This window comes from Corynebacterium sp. TAE3-ERU2 (genome assembly GCF_019209955.1).
GTDB classification, from domain to species: domain Bacteria; phylum Actinomycetota; class Actinomycetes; order Mycobacteriales; family Mycobacteriaceae; genus Corynebacterium; species Corynebacterium megadyptis.
The window spans coordinates 303633-327682 of the sequence record NZ_JAHUTL010000001.1 but is presented as its reverse complement, the minus strand read 5'-3'; the positions used below and the strand labels follow the sequence as shown (position 1 = coordinate 327682).

Genomic DNA, 24050 nt, shown 5'->3' with positions numbered 1-24050 from the left:
TCGGTTCGTGAGTGAATCATCTAGGCCGCGCCGCAGGGAACCCCGCCGCCCGGTTCGCCGCGAACGCGGTGAGGCGGCCGACGTCTCGGCGCGTTCTCGCCGCCGCCCCCGGCTCGACGATGCTCCCCGTGCCCCGCGCTCGGAACGCGGGTCGCAGCCGCCCCAGGCCACCTCGCGTTTCTGGACGTGGCTCAGCACCAGTGGCCCCGTCAATCTGAAAAAGCGCCTCGGCGTGGCGCAAGTTTTTGCGATCCTTCTCGCCGTGGTGCTCATCGGCCGACTCGCCCTCGTGCAGGTCGTGTGGGGCCCGGAGTTTGCGGCCAAGGCGGAGGCCCAGCGCAGCCGCCTCTATGTGGATCCCGCGCGCCGGGGCGCGATCGAGGATCGTCATGGCCACAGCCTTGCCTCGACCATGCAGGCCCGCTCGCTGACCGTCTCGCCGAAGCAGTTCCGTGAGGAAGAGCGCGAACGCCAGGACTATAAGCTCTACGAGGCCGGCGGCTACAACGATATGAGCGAGCAGGAACGCGAGCAGGCCATCGCGGACAACGTCGATAAGCAATTGGAGAAAATTGCGCAGGAGATTCCCGCCACCATCAAGGAGGCTGGGGCAAGCGCGGAGGACGTGAAGCCAGAAGACATCCTGAAAAAGCTCGAGGCCGATTCCTCCTATGAGATCCTCGTGCGCAATGTGGATCCGGATGTGGCGGCGGAGATCGTCGACACCTTCCCCGGTATTGCCGCGGACTATCAAGAAATCCGCAACTATCCCAATGGGGCTATCGCCCAGAACGTGGTGGGTAAGACCAGCATGGAAGGCGAGGGCCAGTTCGGTTTCGAGCTCTATGCGGACGAGAATCTGGCTGGGAAGGATGGCTCCTCTAAGGAGGATGTCTCCACCAATGGCCAGGCTATTCCGGGCACGCTTCGCGACGTCGTCCCGGTGCAGGATGGCGCCAGCTATGAGCTCACACTGGATCTGGATTTGCAGACCTATGTGCAGCAGCAGGTGCAGCAGGCTAAGGATATTTCCGGTGCCGAGAGTGCCCAGGCAATCGTGCTCGACGCCCGCAGCGCCGAGGTGCTCGCCATGGCCAATTCCGACACCATTGACCCCAATGGCGATATTAAAAAGCAACTCGAGGAGGGGCGGAGTTTCACCAATCCGACGATCTCCAATCCCTTCGAGCCGGGCTCGGTGGCGAAGATCATCACCGCCTCTGCGGCGATCGACAATGAGCTGACCACCCCAGACGAGGTGCTCAGCGTGCCCGGCTCCATCGACATGGCGGGTGTGACCGTGCGCGATGCATGGCCACACGGCACGGTGGGCTTCACCACCACCGGTGTTTTCGCTAAATCCTCCAACGTGGGCACCCTGATGCTCGCCCAGCGCGTAGGGGAGGATCGCTTCAATGACTATCTGCACCGTTTCGGCCTCGGAGAAGCCACGGGAGTGGAGCTGCCCGGCGAGACCGCCGGCCTCTTGCCCGCCCGCGAGGACTGGGGCGGCGGTACCTTCGCCAACCTGCCCATCGGACAGGGTATGGCGATGTCGCTGCTGCAGATGACGGGGATCTATCAAACCATCGCTAATGATGGCGAGCGCATCCAGCCGCGCATCGTGAAGTCCAAGACCGATGCCGAGGGCAATGAGGTGCCCATTGAGGCACCCGAGAGCGTGCAGGTGATGAAGCCCGAGGCGGCCAAGGTGGTGCGCAATATGTTCCAAGGCGTGGTGCAGGGCGCCGATGGTGGCCAATCCGGAACCGCTCCTGATGGGGCGATTGAGGGCTATCAGATTTCCGGCAAGACCGGTACCGCGCAGCAGGTCGATGAAAATACCGGCGCCTACTCCAACTCGGACTATTGGATCACCTTCGCCGGTATCGCTCCGGCGGATGATCCCCGCTATGTCATCGGCATCATGCTCGATGACCCAGAACGCGGCGTCCACGGCGGCGGTGGCGGCACGGCCGCGCCCCTGTTTAAAGACATTGCGCAGTGGTTGCTGGCGCGGGATAATGTTCCGCTCAGCCCGCCGCGCGAGGGCAACCTTGTGCTTCAGGCCTACTAGGCACAGGTCCTGCTCCACCCCGCAGCGGGCGGTGCAGGGCGGTGCGAGGCGGGTGCAGCATCGCCCGGCGGTTGCGCTTAAAGTAGAGCGCAACCGAATGCGCACCACGGCGCCGGCGAGCAGCACGGCAGCCTATAACTGAATAGCGCTAGAGACTAATGAGCCCTATATATCAAGGAGGAAACTGCGCGTGGCACTGAACTTTTCTGAGGTCCTTACCCTCAGCGGCGGCAGCGTAATCAATGAGCCCAGCGAGGCTCTGAGCGTGAGCGAGATTGGACTGGATTCCACCTCGCTGCCCGCGGGCGCTGTGTTCGCGGCGCTCCCCGGCACTCAGGTGCACGGCGCCACCTATGCCAGCGGCTGTGAGGCCGCGGTGATCCTCACCGATCAGGCCGGCGCCGGCATTCTTCGCGACGCGGAGGAGACCCGCCCGATCATCGTGGTAGACGATGTGCGCGAGATCCTCGGACCGGTCTCCGCAGCGATTTATAACAACCCCTCGGAGAAGCTCAGCATCATCGGCGTCACCGGCACCTCCGGTAAGACCACGACCAGCTACATGCTGGAAAAGGGCATGATGAAGGCTGGGCATCGAGTGGGGCTGATCGGCACCACCGGAACCCGTATCAACGGCACCCCCGTGGCGACCAAGCTCACCACCCCGGAGGCCCCGACGCTGCAGAAGCTCTTCGCCACCATGGTGGAGGAGGGGGTCACACACGTGATCATGGAGGTCTCTAGCCACGCCCTCGTGCTCGGTCGCGTCGCCGGCACGCACTTCGCCGTCGCGGGCTTTTCTAACCTGTCGCAGGATCACCTCGATTTCCACCCCACGATGGAGGAGTATTTCGAGGCCAAGGCCCTGTTCTTTGATCCCTCCAGCGCGCAGCACGCCGAGCAGGCAGTGGTGTGCATCGATGATCACTGGGGCGAGTCCATGGCCGAGCGCGCCGGCGAGTCTGTGCTGCGCGTGGCCACCCACGGCCAGAGCGCCGAGGTGACCGCCTCCGATATTGAGGTCTCCGCTACCGGCTCCCAGCGTTTTATCCTCACCGTGGATGGCGCCGCCCACACCGTGCAGCTGCCGCTGCCCGGCCGTTTCAACGTGGCTAATGCCGCCCTGGCCATCGCCTGTGCTCATGCAGTTGGCGCCGATGTGGACGCAGTGGCCCAAGGCATCGCCGAGGTAGCCGTGCCCGGGCGCATGGAATCCATCGATGAGGGCCAAGACTTTATGGCCGTGGTGGATTATGCCCATAAGCCGGGGGCCATCGCCGAGGTGCTGGACACCGTACGCGCCCAGATTTCCGGTCGGGTCGCAGCGGTGATTGGTGCCGGCGGCGATCGCGACGCCACTAAGCGCCCGATCATGGGCGCAGAGGCGGTCAAGCGCGCCGACTTCGTGGTGATCACCGATGACAACCCGCGTTCCGAGGAGCCGGCATCCATCCGCGCCGAGGTCGTGCGCGGCGCCACCGAGCAGCAGGCCGAGACCCCGGGCGCCGAGGTGACGGAGATCGGCGATCGCCGCGAGGCCATTATCGCCGCCATCAACTGGGCCCAGCCGGGCGACGCCGTGGTGGTCTGCGGCAAGGGCCATGAGACCGGCCAGCTGATCAAGGGCGTCAACCACCACTTTGATGATCGTGAAGAGGTCCGTGCCGCACTCAAGCAGCGCGGCACCGAGAGCAAGTAAAGGCCAGCTGATGAAGAAGTACACGCTCGCGCAGATCGCCGAGATAACCGGCGGGGAGCTCTCTGCCAGTGCCGATCCTGAGTCCATCGTGACCGGGCCGGTGGAGTTTGACTCCCGCAATGTTGCCCAGGGCTCGCTATTTGTTGCCCTGCCTGGGGCGAATGTGGATGGCCACGATTTCGTGCCGACCGCCCTCGAGTCTGGGGCGACGGCTGCCTTGGTGGCCCAGGAGGTCGAGGGGCCCGCGATCGTGCTACCGGTGACCGAGCTGGATCGCAGCATGGACAACGCCTATGCCTTCGCCGTCGATACCACCGGCCGCACGGAGGCCGTGGTGGGCGGGTTGGCGGCGCTGGCCCGCCGCAATACCGCGGAGTTGCAGCAGCAACACGGGCTGAAGGTGGTGGGTGTGACCGGCTCCGCGGGCAAGACCTCAACCAAGGATTTCCTGGCCACATTGCTGCGTTCGGTGGCGGAGACCGTCGCGCCGCCTGGGTCTTTTAATAATGAGATCGGCCTGCCCTATACCGCGCTCAAATGCGATGAGGACACCACCTATCTCATCAGCGAAATGTCTGCCCGTGGGATCGGGCATATTCGTCATCTCACCGAGATCACCCGCCCCGATATTGCGGTGGTGCTCAACGTGGGCAGCGCCCACCTGGGCGAGTTTGGTTCGCGGGAGAATATCGCCACCGCCAAGGGCGAGATCATCGAGGCCCTGCCCGCCGACGGGGTAGCGGTGCTCAACGCCGATGATGAGCTGGTGGCGCAGATGGCGCAGACGACCGCGGCGCGGGTGCTCTTTACCTCGGCGGCGCTCGACGGGCGCGCGCCCCAGCCGCAGGCCGATATCACGGCAACCGAGGTGCGCGTGGATGAGCTAGCACGCCCGCGCTTCGTCCTCACCACCCCGAGCGGCAGCGCGGATGTCCAGCTGCAGGTCAGCGGCGAACATCAGGTGTATAACGCCCTGGCCACGGCGGCGGTGGGGCATGCTGTGGGCCTAGAGTGCGCACAGATCGCGGCGGCTCTGAGCGCCCACACGGCGGCCTCGGCGAACCGTATGGCCATCACCACCCGCAGCGATGGAGTGGTGATTATCAACGACTCTTATAATGCCAACCCGGACTCCATGCGCGCCGGCATCAAGACGCTGGCCTCCACGGCCGCCGCCGCTGGCACCGGCAGCTGGGCGATCTTAGGACAGATGGCCGAGCTGGGCGAGGATGCCATCAGCGCCCACGAGGATCTGGGGCAGGTGCTGCTGGATCAGGGCATCGATCACCTCATCACGGTCGGTACGGACGTCAACACCCACGCCCTCGCTGGCGTGGCCGAGGAACTCGGTATCGACACCCATATCGCCGAGGGCGTGGACGGGGCGCTGAATATCATTGCCGCCGGCGTCGAGCCGGGCGAGGTGGTGTTGGTCAAGGCGTCCAATGCCGATCGGCTGTGGTACGTCGCCGAGCAATTGGCGCAACTGAGCAAGAGCCGATAAACGCCAGAACAGTCACGAAGGTATAGAAAGAAACGCACGGGTAGATTACGTCATGACGCAGATCATCATCAGCGGGGTAGTGAGCTTCCTCATTGCCATTTTCCTCACCCCGGTGCTCATTCGTCGCTTCTCGGCCGAGGGGCTGGGCCAAGAAATTCGCGAGGATGGGCCGGCCTCGCACCTCCGGAAGCGCGGCACCCCCACCATGGGCGGCATCGCGATCCTCGCCGGTATTCTCGGCGGCTATGTGGTCGCAACCATCGTGGGCGCGATCACCGGATCCACCGCCTTCACCGCCTCCGGCATCTTGGTGCTGTTGTTGACGCTCGCCCTCGGCGGGCTGGGCTTTGCCGATGACTACATCAAGCTGGCGAAGGGCCGCAATCTGGGGCTGAATAAGAAGGGCAAGCTCTTCGGGCAGCTCGCGGTCGCCGTCATCTTCGGATTCTGTGCGCTGCGCTTTGAGAATGACCAAGGCATCAGCCCCGCGTCCACGCACCTGTCGTTCATTCGCGATATCGACACCGTGGATCTGGCTTTTGGCGGAGGCATCCTGGGCACTCTGGTGTTTTTGGTGTTCATCTACATCCTCGTGTCCGCTTGGTCGAATGCGGTGAACCTCACTGATGGTCTCGACGGACTCGCCGCCGGTTCCACCGCCATGGTGATGGTGGCCTATACCACCATGACCTTCTGGCAATTCCGCAACTCCTGCGATGTCGCCGTGCAGCCGGGCTGCTATTCGGTGCGCGATCCGCTTGATCTCGCCATGCTCGCGGCGGCCGGCGCCGGCGCCTGCGCGGGCTTCCTGTGGTGGAATGCCGCGCCCGCCAAGATCTTCATGGGTGATACCGGTTCACTCGCGCTCGGTGGCCTCGTGGCGGGATTGTCCGTGGCCTCGCGCACGGAGCTGCTCATGATTATCGTCGGCGCGCTCTTCGTCATCGAGGTCGCCTCGGTGGCCATTCAGATCATCGTCTTCAAAACTCGCGGCACCCGCGTGTTCCGCATGGCCCCCTTCCACCACCACTTCGAGTCCGGCGGGTGGGCTGAAACCACCGTCACCATCCGATTCTGGCTGCTCGCAGCCATGGCCTGCACCGCGGGCATGGCGCTGTTCTACAGCGAGTGGCTCACCAGCGCAGGGGTATAGCCTTTCATCATGTCTGCAGATCAGCTCTCCCACCCATCCACCGCTGACGCCTCTGGGCTGCCGGAGTTTCTCGCAGGTCCCATACTGCTGGCCGGGGCCGGCATCTCGGGTCGTGGCTGCGCCAGACTCGTGCGTGCCTTGGGTACGGAGATGGCGATCGCCGACGATAATCCCGCCGCAGCCGATGCCATCGCCGAACTCGGCGCCGAAGCCCTGAGCACGGCGGCGGCCCGCGCCCGGCTGAGCGAGTTCTCCTGCGTGATCACCTCACCGGGATGGCGCCCCGATTCGCCGCTGCTTGTCGACGCCATCTCCGCGGACATTCCCGTCCTTGGCGATGTGGAATTCGCCTACCTTGTGGACCGCGCCGAGATCTTCGGCCCGCGCCGCACCTGGCTGGCGATCACTGGCACCAATGGGAAAACCACCACCACCGCCATGCTGGCGGCGATGATCAAGCGCCACAATCCGGCCTCGGCGGCGGTGGGCAATATCGGCATCGCCATCCCCGATGCGCTGCTGGACACCCCACGGGTGGAGGTGGTGGTGGCGGAGCTATCGAGCTTCCAGCTGCACTGGAGCAGCGAGTTCACCCCAGACTGTGGCTGCGTGCTCAACCTGGCCGAGGACCACATTGACTGGCATGGCAGCTTCGCTGCCTATGGCGCGGACAAGGCACGCATCCTGCGCGGCGAGTTGAGCGTACTCGGCGTGGACGATGAGCATGTGCGCGCCATGGAATCCCAGGCCGCCGGGCGCACCGTGGGCTTTACCCTGGGCGATCCCGCCCCTGGCCAGGTGGGGGTGCGGGACGGCTGGATCGTGGATCGAGCATTTCTGCCGGCGGCAGCCGCTGCCGAGGAGGGCATCCCTATTCGCCCCATCGAGGGGATCTCCCCTGCGGGGCGCGCCGGTCAGCTCGACGCCTTGGCCGCCACTGCCATGGCCCGCGCCCACGGAGTTGCCCCCGCCGATATTGCCGCCGCTCTCGATAGCTTCGGGGTGGCCGCCCACCGCGGCCAGGTGGTGCACCAGGTGACTGATGCCGCCGGCGCGATCACCGTGATTGATAATTCCAAAGCGACCAATCCGCACGCCGCCGACGCCGCCCTCAAGGGCTTCGAGTCCATCCTGTGGGTGGCCGGCGGCCAGCTCAAAGGCGCCGATGTCTCCGAGGTGGTCCGCGCTCATGGCGACCGCATGGTAGCCGCCGCACTGCTCGGGGTGGACGCCCCGCTCATTGCCGAGCAGCTGGCGCTGCACGTCCCCGAGCTGCCGGTCTATGTCTCAACCAGCACCGATAAGTACGAGGCCATGGCAGAGATCGCTGCTTTCGCCCGCGAACACGCCGTGGCCGGTGTTGACGTGATCTTGGCGCCTGCTGCGGCATCATTGGACATGTATAGCGGCATGGGTGAACGCGGCGATATCTTCGCCGACGCCATGCGTGCCGCATTCCCCACAACTGGAGGTGGCAATGTCTAACGTGCTCACCAACGAACACGGCGGCCGACGGAAATATTTTCACGTGGCCTTGCGGCCACTGCTGGACTACTACGCTGTTGCTTCCATCGTGGTCATCCTCGCCTTCTTCGGCATTTTGATGGTGGCCAGTTCCTCGATGACATGGTCGGTGCTTGAGGGCGCCTCCGTGTTTGGCACGGCGATGCGCCAAGCCCTCATGGTCGGCGTGGGCTTCGTGGCGATGTGGCTGTGTCTGCGCCTGCGCCCCCAGGCCATTCGGCGCAGTGCCCCCTGGGTGCTGGCCGTGTCCGTGCTGCTCTTGGTCCTCGTGCTCGTGCCCTCCATTGGTACCGGCCGCGAAGAGGTGGGCTCCCAATCGTGGATCGTGTTCGGCCCCATCCGGCTCCAGCCCTCCGAGCTGGCCAAGGTGGCAATCGCGGTATGGGGCTCCGCGTGGCTCGCGGACTGCCCTCCGGAGAAGAAAAAAGCACGCTTCGGCTGGTTCATTTTCGTCGCGGTGGGGATGCTTGGACTGATCCTCGCGGAGAGGGACGTCGGCATGGCCTTGGCGTTCCTCGTCGTGGTGGGTGTGACTCTGGTATTTGCCGGATTGGATCTGCGCTATATCGTGTTCACGGCTGTCGCCACCGTTATCGCGCTGGCGGTGGCGGTGAGGAATTCCTCGGGTTTTCGTTCCGATCGCATCTCGGTGTTCAAGGACGCCTTCTTCGGTCGCTTCGATGACACCCGCGGTGCCGCCTTCCAGTCCTATCAGGGCTATCTCTCCCTCTCCGATGGGTCCCTGTTCGGCGTCGGTCCGGGGCAATCTCGCGCCAAGTGGTTCTATTTGCCGGAGGCGAAAAACGACTTCATCTTCGCCATCATCGGCGAGGAAACTGGGCTCGTGGGCGCCACCATGGTGATCGTGCTCTACGCCGCGCTCTGCGTGCTCGGTTTCCGCATCGCGCTGCGGAGCAATAGCCGCTTCCTCTCCTTGTTGGCGGCCACGCTCACCGGCTCCATCGTGATCCAAGCATTCATTAATATCGGCTATGTGATCGGCCTGTGGCCGGTGACGGGTATTCAGCTGCCGCTGATCTCCGCGGGCGGTACCTCGGCGATTATCACCCTGGCATCCATGGGCCTGTTGTTGAACTGCGCCCGCCACGAACCAGAGGCGATTTCCGCCCTGCAGTCCCATGGCCGGCCATGGTTCGATCGGCTGCTCATGCTGCCCGAGCCGATGGCCACGGGCGTGTCCGTTCGCGAGGGCCGGGGCGAGTCACCCCGCAGTGGGGGAGAGCATGAGCAGCGCGATGCCCGGCCCAGCTCGCGGCGTCGAGAAGCGCTGACCCGGCACAGCGAACGCGATCGCGTGCGCCGCTATGGCGAACCACTCACCCATGTGCGTCGCCATCCTCATTCCCATAATCGGCAAAGGTAGAAAGGCCCCATGAGCGAGACAACACTATCCGTGGTGGTGGCAGGCGGCGGCACCGCTGGCCACATCGAACCTGCCCTCGCTGTTGCTGATGCACTGCGGGCGCGGGAGGAGAATATCCGCATTACAGCCCTCGGCACCACCCGAGGACTCGAGATGGACCTCGTGCCCGAGCGCGGCTATGAGCTGCGCACCATCCCACCGGTACCGGTGCCCCGCAAACCCAGCATGGCTCTGGCCAAGCTGCCGTGGCGGGTGCTCAACTCGGTGCGCGCCACCATCGCAGTACTCAAGGCTGTCGACGCAGACGTGCTCATCGGCTTCGGCGGCTATGTCTCCGCGCCCGCCTATCTGGCGGCGCGCCGCCTCGGCATCCCCTTCTTCGTACACGAGGCCAATGCCCGCGCCGGCATGGCCAATAAGCTGGGCGTACGTCTCGGTGGCACCGGGTTGAATGCGGTGGCCGAGTCCGGCATCCCCGGCGATGTGGTGGGCGTGCCCATCCGCAGCGCCCACGCCCATACCCGCGGGGAGCAGGCGCAGCAGGAGGCACGCGAGAGCTTCGGTCTGGATCCGCAGCGCCGCACCCTGCTGGTCACCGGCGGCTCCCAGGGCGCGCGCTCGCTCAACCGTGCCGTGGCCGAGGGACTCGAGGAGCTCCTCGCCGGCGAGGTGCAGGTGCTGCACGCCTATGGCAAGAAGAACGAGGCACCCGAGGCGCGTGCCGGCTATGTGCCGCTGCCGTATATCACCGAGATGAACAAGGCCTATGCGGCCGCCGATATCATCTGCTGCCGGGCCGGCGCGATGACGGTGGCCGAGGTGAGTGCCTCCGGCACCCCCGCCATCTACGTGCCGCTGCCGCATGGCAATGGCGAACAGGGGCTCAATGCCCAGCCGGTGATCAGTGCCGGCGGCGCGACCATCATCGCCGACGCCGATCTCAACGGCCACAGCCTCGCCACCCAGGTGCTGGCGATCCTGAGTGATGAACAGCTCTATGAGGCCATGGTGCACTCCACCGACCAGGCCGGATTGGGCAGCGCCGCCGAGGACATCGCCGAGCGCATCGTTCAGGCCGCACGCGGCTAACATCAACCCTAAGGCGCGCCGCGCCGCCCACAGCAGGACTGTGGTGGCGAGGTGGCGTCGTCACGAGCACAGAAACACACATACACGAGGAGAACAGTGGTGAGCGAGCAGATGGTGGACGCGGACCTAACGCGGGTGCACATGATTGGAATCGGCGGTGCGGGCATGTCCGGCATCGCGCGCATCTTGCTGGCGCGAGGATCCGAGGTCAGTGGATCCGATGCCAAGGATTCCCGGGTGGTGCTGGCATTGCGGTCCATGGGAGTGGACATCTCCATCGGCCACGACGCCGCCAATATCGACCGGGAGGGCACACCCCCCACTGCCGTTGTCACCTCCTTCGCGGCGATCCCCCAAGACAATCCCGAGCTGGTGCGCGCCCGTGAGCTGAATATTCCTATCCTGCGCCGTTCGGAAATGCTGGCGCTGCTCATGGATAGCCACGACCAGGTGCTCTTCGCGGGCACCCACGGCAAAACCTCCTCCACCTCCATGGCGGTAGTGGCCATGCAGCAGGCGGGCATGGATCCCAGCTTCGCTATCGGCGGCCAGCTCAATAAGGCCGGCACCAACGCCCACCACGGCACCGGCAGCTGCTTTGTGGCCGAGGCCGATGAATCGGATGCCTCGCTGCTGCAATACCGGCCCAAGGTGGCCGTGGTGACCAATATCGAGCCGGATCACCTGGACTATTTCAAAACCCACGACGCCTATTTCACCGTCTTCGATGATTTCGCAGCGCGGCTTGTCGACGATGGCACGCTGGTGGTGTGCCTCAATGATGAACACGCCGCCGCGTTGGGGGAGCGGTGTGTGGCTAAGGGCACCACGGTGGTCGGCTATGGCACCCGCGAGGCCTGCTCCATGCACCCAGATGTGCCGGCCGGCGCGATTATCGAGGAGCGCACCACCACGGTGTATGGCACCCGCGCCCGGATTCGCCTCGGCGATACCGCCGTGGACGTCACCATTCACGTACCCGGGGAGCACATGGTGCTCAACGCCGCCGCCGCCTTGCTCGCCGGCCATGTCGCCGGTGGCGATGTGGACGCCCTGGCCGAAGGGCTCAGCGAGTTCACCGGGGTGCGCCGCCGCTTCGAGTATCACGGCACCGTGGCCGAGGGGCCGGCCCTGGGGGTGAGCGTCTTTGATGACTATGCGCATCATCCCACCGAGGTTTCCGCCGTGATTGGAGCCGCCCAGGACAAGGTCGGCGCGATCGGGCGAGGCAAAGTGGTGGTGGTATTCCAGCCGCACCTTTACTCGCGCACGATCGAATTCGCTGAGGAGTTCGCCGCCGCTCTGTCGATGGCCGACGCCGTGGTGGTGCTCGATATTTTCGGCGCCCGCGAGGAGCCCGTCGAAGGCGTGAACGGCAGCGTCATCGCCGATAAGGTGAGCGCGCCCTGCCGCTATGTGGATAGCTTCGCCGAGGTGCCCGGGGTGGTTGCTGAACTGGTGAACCCGCACGACATTGTGCTCACTATGGGGGCGGGCTCGGTGACGATGCTTGCCGACGAAATTCTCGAGGGCTTGTCCAGCTCCGCCACCACAGCAGAGGCGGGGGAATAAGTGAGCCGCAGGAGGATTGTCCAAGCTTTCGGCGCGGTGATCGCCCTGGGGGCAGTGGCAGTGCTGATCTGCGTGTTCTTTCCCATCATCACCGTCTCGCAGGTCTCGGTAGAGGGGAATAAGGAAACCTCCACGGAGGAGGTGCTCGCCGCCGCTGGTGTGGTGGAAGGGGAAAACTCGCTGCGCGTGGATACCGCTGGTGCGGCGAGCCGCGTCGCGGAGTTGCCGTGGGTGAAATCGGCGACGGTGGGCCATTCCTCGCCCCGCGGCATCGAAGTCCAGGTGGTGGAGCGCGAACCCTTCATCTTTTCCGAACAGGCCGATGGCGCGCATCTTGCCGACCGCGATGGGGTGCCCTTCGTGATCAGCGATGATCCGCGCGGCGCGATGAAGATTGTGGGCATGAGCGATGACAACCCCAAGATCTATGCGGCCGTCGTCGACGCCGTGAACGCGTGGGAGGAGATCGCCGGCGACCAGCGCGGGCTGCTGCGCTTCGTCGAAGCCCCGAGCCCCTTCGAGCTGACCTTGCACTTCGAGAACGCCGAGATGGGGGCCAAGGCCGTGTATTGGGGCTCGGCCGAGGATGCCGCCAATAAGGCACGGGCCACCCGTGCGGTGCTCACTCGCCCTGAGGACTGGTGGAATGTGAGCAACCCGAATATGGTCACGACCCGCTAAGCGAAAGCGCACGTCAGAACTCTAAAGTTGAGCTTTAGGGTTAAAGACACGCCGCGCGAATGTCACCCTCAAATGCGTATGTGTCGACCATGATGGACTTACATTGTTTCAACAATATGTGGGCTACACCTGAGCGCACATAAAACTAGGATCACACGAGAAAAACCCGAAAGGCGAGCCTTATAACCATGACCTCACCGAACAACTACCTCGCCGTCATCAAGGTCGTCGGTGTCGGCGGCGGCGGCGTCAACGCCGTCAACCGCATGATTGAAGAGGGCCTGGCGGGCGTCGAATTTATCGCCGTTAATACCGACTCGCAGGCTTTGCTCTTCTCGGATGCCGACGTCAAGCTCGACATTGGCCGTGAGGCCACCCGCGGCCTTGGCGCCGGGGCTAATCCCGAGGTGGGCCGCACCTCTGCCGAGGACCACAAGTCCGAGATCGAGGAATCCCTGAAGGGCGCCGACATGGTCTTCGTGACCGCCGGCGAGGGTGGCGGCACCGGCACCGGCGCGGCCCCGGTGGTGGCCAATATCGCCAAGAAGATGGGCGCGCTCACCGTGGGCGTGGTGACCCGTCCCTTCAAGTTTGAAGGCCGCCGCCGTATGCGTCAGGCGCTCGAGGGCATCGAGGCCTTGCGCGACTCCTGCGACACTCTCATCGTGATTCCTAATGATCGCCTGCTGCAGCTAGGCGATGCCAACCTCTCCATGATGGAGGCCTTCCGCTCCGCGGACGAGGTGCTCTACAACGGCGTGCAGGGCATTACCCAGCTCATCACCACCCCGGGCATTATCAACGTGGACTTTGCGGACGTGCGTGCCGTGATGTCCGATGCCGGCTCCGCCCTCATGGGCATCGGCTCCTCGCGGGGCGATAACCGCGCGGTGGCGGCAGCAGAGCAGGCCATCAACTCTCCCTTGCTGGAGTCCACCATGGAAGGCGCCAAGGGAGTGCTGCTCTCCTTCGCCGGTGGTTCCGATCTGGGCCTGCAGGAGGTCTACCAGGCCGCAGAGATGGTGGAGAGCCAGTCCGATCCGGATGTGAATCTCATCTTCGGCACCATCATCGACGACACCCTCGGCGACGAGGTGCGCGTCACCGTGATCGCCACGGGCTTCGACGATGCCGCCTCGGTGGCCGATAACGATAATGTGCGCCAGCCCGCGGAGCGCCCGGCTGCCGCCAGCCCCACCCCGGCACCGCGCCAGAACGAGGGCATGTTCGGCCGCGGCGAGCGCGCCGAGTCCGGCGAGCGCCCCGCCCCCGAGCGTGCCGAGGAGCCGGCCCGCGAGCACCGCGCCTATGATGACCGCGCTAACCAAGCACGCCACCGCTTGGGCAGCGATCGCTCCCCGGGGTTGTTTACCCACAATGACTACGAGGAGCGCCCCGAACCGCGCCGCTCGGAGCCGCCGGTGGATGACCTCGACATTCCCGATTTCATGCGTTAGGAACTGAAGCAGTTACGTGACTATCGATACTCGCCCCGTCCGCAAGGTTGTAACTAGCCGTGCCGGCGGGGCTTCGGCCTTCCCTTACGACAGTTTTAATCTTGGCGATCACGTGGGCGATGATCCGCAGGCTGTCGCCGCTAATCGCCGCCGGCTAGCCCGCATCATCGGCCTCGCCCCGGAGCGCATCGTGTGGATGGAGCAAATCCATTCCCCGACAGTCACCGTGGTCGATCGTCCGCAGCAGGAGCCGGTGCCCGCCAGCGATGCGCTGGTGACCACCAGCGCCGACCTCGCTCTCGCCGTGCTGGTGGCTGACTGCGTGCCGGTGCTGCTCTCGGATCACCATGCCGGGGTAGTCGCCGCCGCCCATGCCGGCCGGATGGGCGCGCGCAATGGCATCGTCCGCCGCACCGTAGAGACCATGGTGGAGCTCGGGGCCCGGCCAGAGGCCATCCATGTCCTGCTCGGCCCCGCCGCCTCTGGGGCGCGCTATGAGGTGCCGCCAGAGATGGCCGCCGATGTCGAGTCCCGTCTGCCGGGTAGTCGGTGCCGCACCGCCACGGGCACCACGGGATTGGATATTCGGGCCGGGCTGGTAGCGCAGCTGCGCGCGCTGGGCGTGCGCGCCATTGATGTTGATCCCCGCTGCACCATCGAGGACGAGTCGCTATTTTCCTATCGCCGCGCCCAGGGGCCCACCGGACGCCAAGCGGGGCTGGTGTGGCTCAACGGCCGCGCCGCGGCTCACGCACACGAGCCACGCCGATCCTAGGAGGAAAAATGAGTGAAGAGACGCTGACCAGGCGCGAGGAACTCGCCACCCGGCTAGAGCGGGTGCGCGCCACCATCTCCGAGGCCGCCGCCCATGCGGGCCGCGAGGCCGCCGAGATTCAATTGCTGCCAGTGACGAAGTTTCATCCCGTCTCCGATGTGGCGCTGCTGCAGGAGCTCGGAGTCACAGCGGTGGGGGAGAATCGGGACCAAGAGGCCAAAGAGAAGAAGGAAGCCCTGCCGGAGATGTCCTTTCATATGATCGGGCAGATCCAATCCAAGAAGGCCAACTCGATCGCCCGCTGGGCAGACTGGGTGCACTCCGTGGATTCGGTGGCCATCGCCGAGAAGCTGGATCGCGGAATGGAGCTGGCCATCGAGCGTGGCCAGCGCCAGGAGGACACGGTGCTGCACTGCCTCGTGCAGCTCTCCGCCGATGGCGATAGCGCGCGCGGCGGCACCGGACTGGATCAGCTGGCAGAGATCGTCGAGATGCTCGAATCGCAGCCCCGCACCCGCTGTGGCGGCTTCATGTGTGTGCCGCCGCTCGACGCCGATCCGCGCGACGTTTTTGCGCGCGGCGCCGCAGTCGTGCAGCGTTGGTCGGAGCAGCTAGGGCGGCGCTTGGACTACTCGGCAGGCATGAGCGCGGACATGGTGCATGCAATTGAGGCGGGATCGACATTTGTGCGTGTCGGAACGGATATCCTCGGCCCGCGGCCAGTAGTCTAACGATAGAAATTACGCGGTTGTGAGCCTCGCGCACTCTTGGTTACACCCCAATTGACCAGCACAATCCCTCCACATAGATCTAAGAAGAGGAACACCACACGATGTCGAGCTTGAACAAGTTCAAAGAGTATTTCGGACTCGGCCCCATCGCCGATGACATGGATGACGCCTACTACGGCGACGAGGCCGGCTACCAGGAGCGCGGCTACGCCGAGCGCCCCTATGGTGAGGATCGCTACAGCGAGCGCTACGGCCGTCGCTACGAGGAGCCGAGCCGGGAATCCGAGGGCTACTACGAGCGGGATCGTGACCGTGACCGCTCCTACGCCTGCGCCATCGTGCCCGTGGAGATCTCCAGCTACACCGAAGCTGCGCGCATTGGCGAGCCCTTCCGTGATGGCGATGCCGTGGTGTTCGATATCAGCCGCATGAATAGCGAGGACGCCCATCGCGTGGTGGACTTCGCCGCCGGCCTGGGCTTTGCGCTCCGCGGCACCATGAAGAAGGTTGCTCCGCGTGTCTTCGCTCTCATCCCGGACGGGGCACACGTTTCCACCACCCAGTTGGAGCGCACCGCCCGCGTCTAATACGCCGGCCGCCCCCACGATCTTTTTACGCCCACCGACGCTCCTCTTTTCGTCGGTGGGCGTCGTACTAGCAGCAGTGTGCAGCACCTGCGCCCCGCTGAGCGCCGCGCCTGGAGTATGACGTTCGCTACACTCCGCGGCGACTGGTCGGCCCACGCAGGGCGAGAAATATTGTTCCTCGACACGTGAGATACGTTAGGCTCTACACCCGTGACTACAGCTTTTATGATTCTGCTTTGGGCGATCCGCATCTTCCGCTATGTGCTCATCGCCCGCATCCTGATTGAGATGGTGGTGTCGTTCTCGCGCAGCTTCTCCCCGCCGCGCTGGTTCTACTACATCGCCGAGCCCATCTTCATGGTCACCGACCCGCCCGTGAAGGCCCTGCGCAGGATGATCCCCTCGGTACGCATGGGCGGAGTGGCCCTGGACGTTTCCGTGCTGGTGCTGTTCATCGGCCTCATCCTGCTGGAGTACATCGTCATCGCCATCTATAGCGCCGCGTTCGTGTAATTTGCGCAATTCTCGACGGTGTCACCTCCCACCCCGTACACTCGGGATATCAGCTTCACTGCCGTGAGGCTGCGGCCCGGTATACGGGGTGATGTTCTGTGTAGAGCATGAGAAATCGGATACTACGATGTGGCTAGCGGGGGTAACCCGCGGGCAGAGTCCTCGCGGACTCGGCAGCAAATTGCGTAGACATCCGAAATCAAACCCGTATATTGTGTTAAGGTGCAGTGCACCTTGAGGGAATCTGCGTAAGATAACGTAATAAGAGAAAAACGTAGAAATATAGATTCGACGGAGGCAGATCCCCCGTCGGTCGCGAAAAATTTTCAAAGCTGCGAAAGAGTGTCTAAGCATCTTGTGCGACGCCGGAGCGGCTGAGAGAATTTTTAAGATAGAGAAACTAACGCGAAGGGAATCGTCAATGCCGCTGACTCCAGCCGACGTGCACAATGTTGCCTTTAGCAAGCCGCCGATCGGCAAGCGAGGCTACGCTGAGGATGAGGTTGACCAGTTCCTCGATCTCGTCGAAGACACTCTTGGTCAACTCCAAGACGACAACGATGCACTGCGTGCCCAGGTAGAGGAGCTCCAGTCGGAGCTCGACTCCGCCGACACCGTGCGCGGTGGCGCAGTTGCTGCCAGCCCGGCGGTCAACGAGACCGAGCTGCGCAAGCGCATCGAGAAGGAGCTCGCCACCAAGTACGAGTCCCAACTCGCAGAAGCCAAGAAGCAGGCCGAGTCTGCCCGCAAGGAGGCCGAGGAGGCCCGCAAGGCAGCAGCCCAGGCCCGCGACAACGCTGGCGCTCAGCAGCAGCCGCAGCAGCCGGTCTCCGTGGCCGCTGCCGCAGATGATCAAAACGCTTCCCCCGAGACCCACATGCAGGCCGCTCGCGTCCTGGGTCTGGCTCAGGAGATGGCCGATCGTCTCACCAACGACGCCCGCAACGAGTCTCAGTCCATGCTGGACGAAGCCCGCGCGACCGCCGAGAAGACCATCAACGAGGCCAACGAGACCTCTCGCCGCACCCTGGGTACCGCCAAGGACCAGGCCGCAAAGACCATTGCGGAAGCCAACGAGAAGTCCGAGCGCATGCTCTCCGATGCCAAGCAGCGTTCCGAGACCATGATCCACGACGCCACCGCGCAGTCCGATGCCAAGGTCAAGCAGGCCGAGCAGAAGGCCTCCAGCCTGCAGACCGAGGCCGACCGCAAGTACAGCGAGACCATGGCCACCATGAAGCAGCAGCAGAGCGTCTACGAGAACCGTATCGACGAGCTGCGTGTCTTCGAGCGCGAGTACCGCACCCGCCTGAAGAACCTGCTGGAGACCAAGCTGCAGGAGCTGGATACCACCACCACCTCGGCTCCGAACCCCCACAACGGTTCGAATAACTAGCAGCACGTTTTTTAGCCACAGGCCCCACGCACCGATGTGTGTGGGGCCTTCGGCATGCACGCTTATCGACGCCACCCTGAAGGCTGGTGGGGCCGAAGAGACGCTGGGAACCTGGGGGAGAGGTTCAGCCTGAGCAAGGATTCAGCCAGAACGAACCCCAGCGCATCGGGGTGCAGGAGAAAATCACCGTCATTGATGTCTCCCGAGACGTCACAGAGAGGACTAGTCCGGTTGGGCAGTAGCGACGCTGCCCGCCGCGGCCACCACACCGTCCGCGTGGGCGGTTTTCCCGGCAGAGCACACACAAGGCGGTGCTGAGGAGTGTATGAGCCTGGGCAGGCGGAGAGTATAGGCGGCACGGGACAATAGCGCGGCGGCTGGCCCTCTATGCAGAACATCCCCTAGCCCCCGAAGGCCCCAACACGGATCCAAGGCAGAGCGAATGGACGCCACGGGGCGAGGGCATTCCTCAACGCTGGCTCAGCTACAAGGACGCGGTGGCGCGGCGCAGGTGGGCGTGAAGGACACAGGGGCAGTCGGGGTGGCGTCGTAAAGCAAAAAACAGCCCCTCACCCTCTACAATCCTGGCTATGATGCTTCTCGCTATCGTGCTCGCCCTCGCAAGTTTCTTTCTGCTTGTTCTCACTGTGCAGACCGAGGAGATCATCTTCGCTTATCTTCTCATCGCCACCTCCATCGCCGGCATCGCGGTATGGGGAATCGATACATGGCGCTACGCGCGGCGAAAGCGATAGCCATGCTCGCGCGGCGGCAGGCGAAGAAACCGAACTATCGCTGAAGGAGAATTCTCCGATATACTTGCCCGGAAGCATCACAAACGAGGGGTAAACACCCCGTGACGCAACACAAGGCATTGATCCGGCAATCACCGGGGAGCCGCTGGAAGAACACCGCCACGGCGGCAAGTAGAACCAGCCGACGAGGGTCGATAATCCTTACACAAGACAAACGAAGAGGCGCGCACCCTCCTGGGGTGCACGCAAATAGGGTGGTACCGCGGGTATCCAGGGCAGACATGCTCAGGGAAACTCGTCCCTAGGCGAATAACACCACACGCATAACTGCCCAGAATTGTCTTTGTAAGGAGCCCACATGACCACAGGCGAAAGCTCATCGAAGAGCAACGTAGGCGGAGTCTATCCCCGCGTAGACATGAGCGGCGGAAGCAGCCGATTCCCCGACATGGAAAAGAACGTTCTCGACTACTGGAAGAACGATCGCACCTTCCACGCCTCCGTTGAACAACGCGAAGGCGCCAAAGAATTCGTCTTCTACGACGGACCTCCCTTCGCCAATGGCCTGCCGCACTACGGCCACCTCCTGACCGGCTACGTCAAAGACATCGTGCCCCGCTTCCAAACGATGAAGGGCAAGAAAGTCGATCGCGTCTTCGGCTGGGACTGCCACGGCCTGCCCGCCGAGCTGGAAGCAGAGAAGCAGCTCGGAATCACCGACAAAGGTGAGATCGAAGACATGGGTTTGGCGAAATTTAACGAATACTGCGGCACCTCCGTGCTGCAGTACACCGAAGAGTGGAAAGAATACGTCACCCGCCAGGCCCGCTGGGTGGACTTTGACAACGGCTACAAGACGATGGATCTGAACTACATGGAATCCATCATGTGGGCGTTTAAAACTCTCTACGAGAAGGGCCTGATCTATCAAGGTTTCCGCGTGCTGCCCTACTCATGGGCCGAGCACACCCCGCTGTCTAACCAGGAAACCCGCCTCGACGACAGCTACAAAATGCGCCAAGACCCCACCCTGACGGTGACCTTCCCCATCACCGCAGCCAACGGTGACGCCAACCCCGAGCTCGTGGGCACCCAGGCTCTTGCATGGACCACCACGCCGTGGACCCTGCCATCCAACCTGGCGCTCGCAGTCCACCCCGACGTCACCTACGTGCGGGTGCGCGTCGGCGACGACGGACTGGAAGAATTCCGCGGCGCGGACTTCCTGATCGCCGAAAACCTGCTGGGGCAGTACACCAAGGAGCTCGGCGAGAATCACGAGATCGTCTCCACCCACCCCGGAAACGAACTCGTTGGCCTGAGCTACGAGCCGATCTTCCCGCACTTCAAGGATCACCCCAACGCCTTCCAGATCCTTGCCGCCGAGTATGTGACCACCGAAGACGGTACAGGCATCGTTCACCAGGCCCCCGCCTTCGGTGAAGACGACATGAATACCTGCTCGGCCAACGGCATCGACGTGGTCATCCCCGTCGACATGGACGGCAAGTTCACCAACGCTGTGCCCGAATACGAGGGACAGCTGGTTTTTGATGCGAACAAGCACATCATCAAGGACCTTAAGGCCGCCAAACGCGTCCTGCGCCACCAGACCATCGAGCACTCCTACCCGCACTCCTGGCGCTCTGGTGAGCCTCTGATCTACATGGCGCTGCCCTCCTGGTTCATCGAGGTCACCAAAATCCGCGACCGGATGGTGGAACTCAACCACGACCAGATCCGCTGGGTTCCGGAGCACATTCGCGACGGCCAATTCGGCAAATGGCTGGAAGGCGCACGCGACTGGAACATCTCCCGCAACCGCTACTGGGGCTCTCCCATCCCAGTGTGGGTCTCCGACAACGACGAGTACCCGCGCGTCGATGTCTACGGCTCCCTCGACGAGCTTGAACGCGATTTTGGGACGCGACCGACGTCTCTGCACCGCCCCTACATCGACGAGCTGACCCGACCCAACCCGGACGATCCGACCGGGCAATCCACCATGCGGCGCGTACCAGAAGTACTTGACTGCTGGTTCGAGTCCGGCTCCATGCCCTTCGCCCAGAAGCACTACCCCTTCGAGAACAAAGAGTGGTTCGATACCCACAACCCGGCCGACTTCATCGTCGAATACTCGGGTCAGTCGCGTGGTTGGTTCTACACCATGCACGTCATCGCTACTGCGCTGTGGGACAAGGCCGGTTACTCCAACGTGGTTGCTCACGGCATCGTGTTGGGTAATGACGGGTTGAAGATGTCCAAGTCCAAGGGCAACTATCCCAATGTGAACGAGGTATTCGACCGGGACGGCTCCGACGCCATGCGCTGGTTCCTCATGTCCTCACCCATTCTGCGTGGCGGTAACCTCATCGTGACCGAGCAGGGAATCCGCGAGGGCGTGCGCCAGGCGCTGCTTCCGATGTGGAATGCCTACAGCTTCTTGCAGCTGTACAGCTCCACCCCGGCGCGCTTCGATACCAGCTCGACCAACGTGCTGGATCGCTACATCTTGGCTAAGACCGGTGATCTCGTCGAGGCCGTAGACAAGGCCCTCGATGACCTGGACATTGCTACTGCCTGCGATGAGGTGCGGTGGTTCTGTGATGCTCTGACCAACTGGTACGTGCGTCGCTCTCGTGATCGTTTCTGGGCAGGCGACCAGGAATTCCCGGAGGCGTTCAACACCCTCTACACCGTGCTCGAAACTCTCACGCGTGTGGCCGCCCCGTTGCTGCCGATGGCTACTGAGGTGATTTACCGCGGTTTGACCGGTGAGCGCTCTGTGCACCTGACTGACTTCCCGGATGCGTCGCAGTTCCCGCGTGACGAGAAGCTTGTTCAGGCAATGGACGAGGTGCGCATGGTGGTATCGGCTACTTCCTCGGTGCGTAAGTCGCACAAGCTGCGTAACCGCCTGCCTTTGCCGAAACTCACCGTGGCTGTGCCGCACGCAGAGCGCCTCGAGCCGTTTGCGGACATCATTCGTGATGAGGTGAACGTGAAGGAGGTTGAGCTCACTGACGATGTGGATGCCGTCGGCCGATTCGAGGTGGTGGTGAACGCCCGCGTCGCTGGTCCGCGTCTGGGCAAGGATGTGCAAAAAGCCATCAAGGCGGTCAAGGCTGGCAACTACTCTCGTTCCGGCGACACCGTGGTCGCCGATGGCGTCGAGCTGCAGCAGGGCGAGTTCACCGAGAAGCTAGTTGCGGACAACCCCGAGTCCACCAACCAGATTGCTGGTATGGAGGGCCTCGTGGTGCTCGACATGACCCTCACCGAGGATTTGGAGGCCGAGGGTTGGGCCAACGATGTTATCCGCGGTATCCAGGATGCTCGTAAGGCCGCCGAGTTTGAGGTGTCCGATCGAATCACTGCCGTGTTGTCGGTTCCGGAAGACAAGCTGGAGTGGGCGACTAAGCACAAGGACACCATCGCTGGTGAGGTTCTGTGTACGGATCTGTCCATCATTGACGATGCTCTCGAGGACGGCCATCCTGTTCTCGACGGCGTGTATGTCTCTGTGAAGAAGAACGAGGCATAGTAGCCGCCCGTGTCACCAAGCCCCGCTTCGGCGGGGTTTGTTGCGTTTACAGGGCGGCTTAGCTGGCATAGCGCCATTCCGTGGTCTCCTCTGCGTGCAGGCGCTGGGGCCATGCTTGCTGTCGGATACGTGCCCCCGCTGAGCGTTGGGCGTCGGGGGAGTCGTTGAAGGTGATGGTGGGGGTGGGGTGCGTGGCTGTCGCGGGGTAGGTCACGCCCACACGGCCCGTACGGGGATCTCGTACCGCGTGGGTTTTGTGTGGGTTGCTGCGCGAATCGTCGTTATCGCTGTGGTGTTCGGGACACAGCAGGGTGAGATTCGGGAGCTCGGTTTTTCCTCCGTCCTTCCACGCGAGCAGGTGGTGGACCTGGCAGCGGCTCGCTGGTTCGTTACAGTCTGGGTGCGAGCACACCAATTCGGAGGCCAGTAGCGCTATGCGGTCGCGGAAGCTGGCAAGGCGTTCCACCTTGTGCACAGACAGTGCTTGGCCTGTCTCTGGGTCGTGGACACACACGAAACCATATTTCTGCTCCGCCACCTTGAGTACGTCTGCTGGGCTCAGGCTCACGCCGGTGTCGGTGGGGAAGCTAACGTTGGCGGCTCGATAGTCCTCGATATCGAAGTCCTTCGCTGAGATGGAGATGCCAAAGACCCCCTTGTTCTGGTGCGAACCGATGGCTGAGTCGAAGGCGTCGGCCATGACCTGGTTGAGGCTGCGGGCATCATCTTTGTCGCGGGTGGTGCGCAGATGTTTGTCCATGTGGGAATGCAACTTGGCGCAGGTGCGTGGCGGCAGATAGCCGTGAATACGCTGTCCGCCGTGTTTGTCGGGCTTGGACACGGTGAAGAAACGGTTGCGTTCGGCGTGCTCTTTATCGGGTTCGAGGGTGTCGTTGAGCGAGGCCACTTTTTCGCGGAGGAAGGAGCGGGTGGCATTGAAGCTATGGCTGGCGGCGTAGTCGATGGCCTCAGCACGCAAGGTTTCGGTTTGCAGGGAGTTGTGTGCCATGAGGTTGAGCAGCTGCTTATCAATGAGGGTGCGTTTTTCTGCGCCAATGTGCTGGGTGAGTAGTTTCTTGCGAGAGATGGCGCGCAAATCGGTGGCGAGACCCATGTCTGCCTTGACCTCGGCGTCGAGAGCTGGATCGGTTTCGGCCGCTTCGATGCGGGCATCTTTCACGGGACTGTACAGCCGGCTCGCTTCGCCTATAGCAGCGGTAATTTTTCTACCTGACCAGCCCAGGTGCTCACGCAGAACGCGACGGGGCTTATTGGTCCCAGCGACGTGGGTGAGATTTTCTTTGCCGGCGAGATGGCAGAGCAAAATGTCTAAATGCGCTTGTACAGCCTTGTGTTTTTCCAGCTCCACGAGCGCCGGCAAACTCTCGGCAAGGCTCAGGGTTCCACCCTGGTCGAAGTCAAAAAGTTCGACGAGTTCCTCATACGCATCGCCGATGACGCGAATGAGCTGGTGACAGCGTTGTACAGACATGATGGTGTTCTCCTAGAGGCGGTAGTTCTTGGGGTGTAGCCGAAGACTAGCGACCCCAGGCGATCTTGGCTTGGCAGAAAGCCTGATACGCGGTGCGTCTGTGAAATACTCAGCTTT

The 24050-nt window shown here is 63.3% G+C and carries 18 protein-coding genes; 17 read left to right on the top strand and 1 reads right to left on the bottom strand.

Annotated features, from left to right (window positions below):
• Positions 1–214 precede the first annotated feature (214 nt).
• From KRX12_RS01385 to ileS, 17 genes are all read left to right on the top strand, one after another.
• Entirely contained in the window at positions 215–2077 is a 1863-nt protein-coding gene (locus KRX12_RS01385; protein ID WP_218365663.1) for a penicillin-binding protein 2, read from the top strand.
• A 190-nt stretch (positions 2078–2267) separates the two neighbouring features.
• Positions 2268–3776 (top strand): UDP-N-acetylmuramoyl-L-alanyl-D-glutamate--2,6-diaminopimelate ligase, encoded by a 1509-nt coding sequence (locus tag KRX12_RS01380; protein WP_218365463.1) that lies wholly within the window; start codon positions 2268–2270, stop codon positions 3774–3776.
• A gap of 10 nt (positions 3777–3786) precedes the next feature.
• Positions 3787–5280 carry a UDP-N-acetylmuramoyl-tripeptide--D-alanyl-D-alanine ligase gene (gene murF, locus KRX12_RS01375; protein WP_218365462.1) on the top strand — a complete coding sequence of 498 codons (1494 nt, stop codon included), beginning with the start codon at positions 3787–3789 and terminating at the stop codon, positions 5278–5280.
• Positions 5281–5332: 52 nt separating this feature from the next.
• A complete protein-coding gene (mraY, locus tag KRX12_RS01370; RefSeq protein WP_151530360.1) occupies positions 5333–6433 on the top strand; it encodes a phospho-N-acetylmuramoyl-pentapeptide-transferase in 1101 nt (366 codons plus the stop codon).
• Positions 6434–6442: 9 nt separating this feature from the next.
• Positions 6443–7918, top strand: a complete 1476-nt coding sequence (gene murD / locus KRX12_RS01365) for a UDP-N-acetylmuramoyl-L-alanine--D-glutamate ligase (RefSeq protein ID WP_218365461.1) — start codon at positions 6443–6445, stop codon at positions 7916–7918.
• Positions 7911–9341 (top strand): FtsW/RodA/SpoVE family cell cycle protein, encoded by a 1431-nt coding sequence (locus tag KRX12_RS01360; protein WP_218365460.1) that lies wholly within the window; start codon positions 7911–7913, stop codon positions 9339–9341. The genes murD and KRX12_RS01360 overlap by 8 nt, the downstream gene beginning before the upstream one ends.
• A gap of 9 nt (positions 9342–9350) precedes the next feature.
• A complete protein-coding gene (gene murG / locus KRX12_RS01355; protein ID WP_218363942.1) occupies positions 9351–10430 on the top strand; it encodes an undecaprenyldiphospho-muramoylpentapeptide beta-N-acetylglucosaminyltransferase in 1080 nt (359 codons plus the stop codon).
• A gap of 111 nt (positions 10431–10541) precedes the next feature.
• Positions 10542–12002 carry a UDP-N-acetylmuramate--L-alanine ligase gene (gene murC, locus KRX12_RS01350; RefSeq protein ID WP_218364355.1) on the top strand — a complete coding sequence of 487 codons (1461 nt, stop codon included), beginning with the start codon at positions 10542–10544 and terminating at the stop codon, positions 12000–12002.
• Positions 12003–12683: an FtsQ-type POTRA domain-containing protein gene (locus KRX12_RS01345; RefSeq protein WP_218363940.1), complete on the top strand. Its 681-nt coding sequence runs from the start codon at positions 12003–12005 to the stop codon at positions 12681–12683.
• 188 nt (positions 12684–12871) lie between these two features.
• Complete coding sequence (gene ftsZ, locus KRX12_RS01340; protein WP_151530355.1) at positions 12872–14140, top strand: cell division protein FtsZ; 1269 nt, start codon at positions 12872–12874, stop codon at positions 14138–14140.
• 16 nt (positions 14141–14156) lie between these two features.
• On the top strand, positions 14157–14915 hold the full coding sequence (pgeF, locus tag KRX12_RS01335; protein WP_218365459.1) for a peptidoglycan editing factor PgeF: 759 nt from the start codon (positions 14157–14159) through the stop codon (positions 14913–14915).
• A 23-nt stretch (positions 14916–14938) separates the two neighbouring features.
• The gene (locus KRX12_RS01330; RefSeq protein ID WP_218365661.1) at positions 14939–15646 is read left to right on the top strand and encodes a YggS family pyridoxal phosphate-dependent enzyme; all 708 of its coding nucleotides are present in this window, start codon (positions 14939–14941) and stop codon (positions 15644–15646) included.
• 101 nt (positions 15647–15747) lie between these two features.
• Complete coding sequence (locus KRX12_RS01325) at positions 15748–16233, top strand: cell division protein SepF (RefSeq protein ID WP_151530353.1); 486 nt, start codon at positions 15748–15750, stop codon at positions 16231–16233.
• A 210-nt stretch (positions 16234–16443) separates the two neighbouring features.
• Entirely contained in the window at positions 16444–16746 is a 303-nt protein-coding gene (locus tag KRX12_RS01320) for a YggT family protein (RefSeq protein ID WP_151530352.1), read from the top strand.
• A 421-nt stretch (positions 16747–17167) separates the two neighbouring features.
• The gene (locus tag KRX12_RS01315; RefSeq protein ID WP_218363935.1) at positions 17168–18142 is read left to right on the top strand and encodes a DivIVA domain-containing protein; all 975 of its coding nucleotides are present in this window, start codon (positions 17168–17170) and stop codon (positions 18140–18142) included.
• 590 nt (positions 18143–18732) lie between these two features.
• Entirely contained in the window at positions 18733–18897 is a 165-nt protein-coding gene (locus tag KRX12_RS01310) for a hypothetical protein (RefSeq protein ID WP_192795949.1), read from the top strand.
• Between the two features lie 358 nt (positions 18898–19255).
• Entirely contained in the window at positions 19256–22441 is a 3186-nt protein-coding gene (ileS, locus tag KRX12_RS01305) for an isoleucine--tRNA ligase (RefSeq protein WP_218365458.1), read from the top strand.
• 58 nt (positions 22442–22499) lie between these two features.
• Here the strand turns inward: ileS and KRX12_RS01300 are convergent, their stop codons facing one another.
• Complete coding sequence (locus KRX12_RS01300) at positions 22500–23933, bottom strand: HNH endonuclease signature motif containing protein (RefSeq protein WP_218365457.1); 1434 nt, start codon at positions 23931–23933, stop codon at positions 22500–22502.
• Positions 23934–24050: the final 117 nt, after the last annotated feature.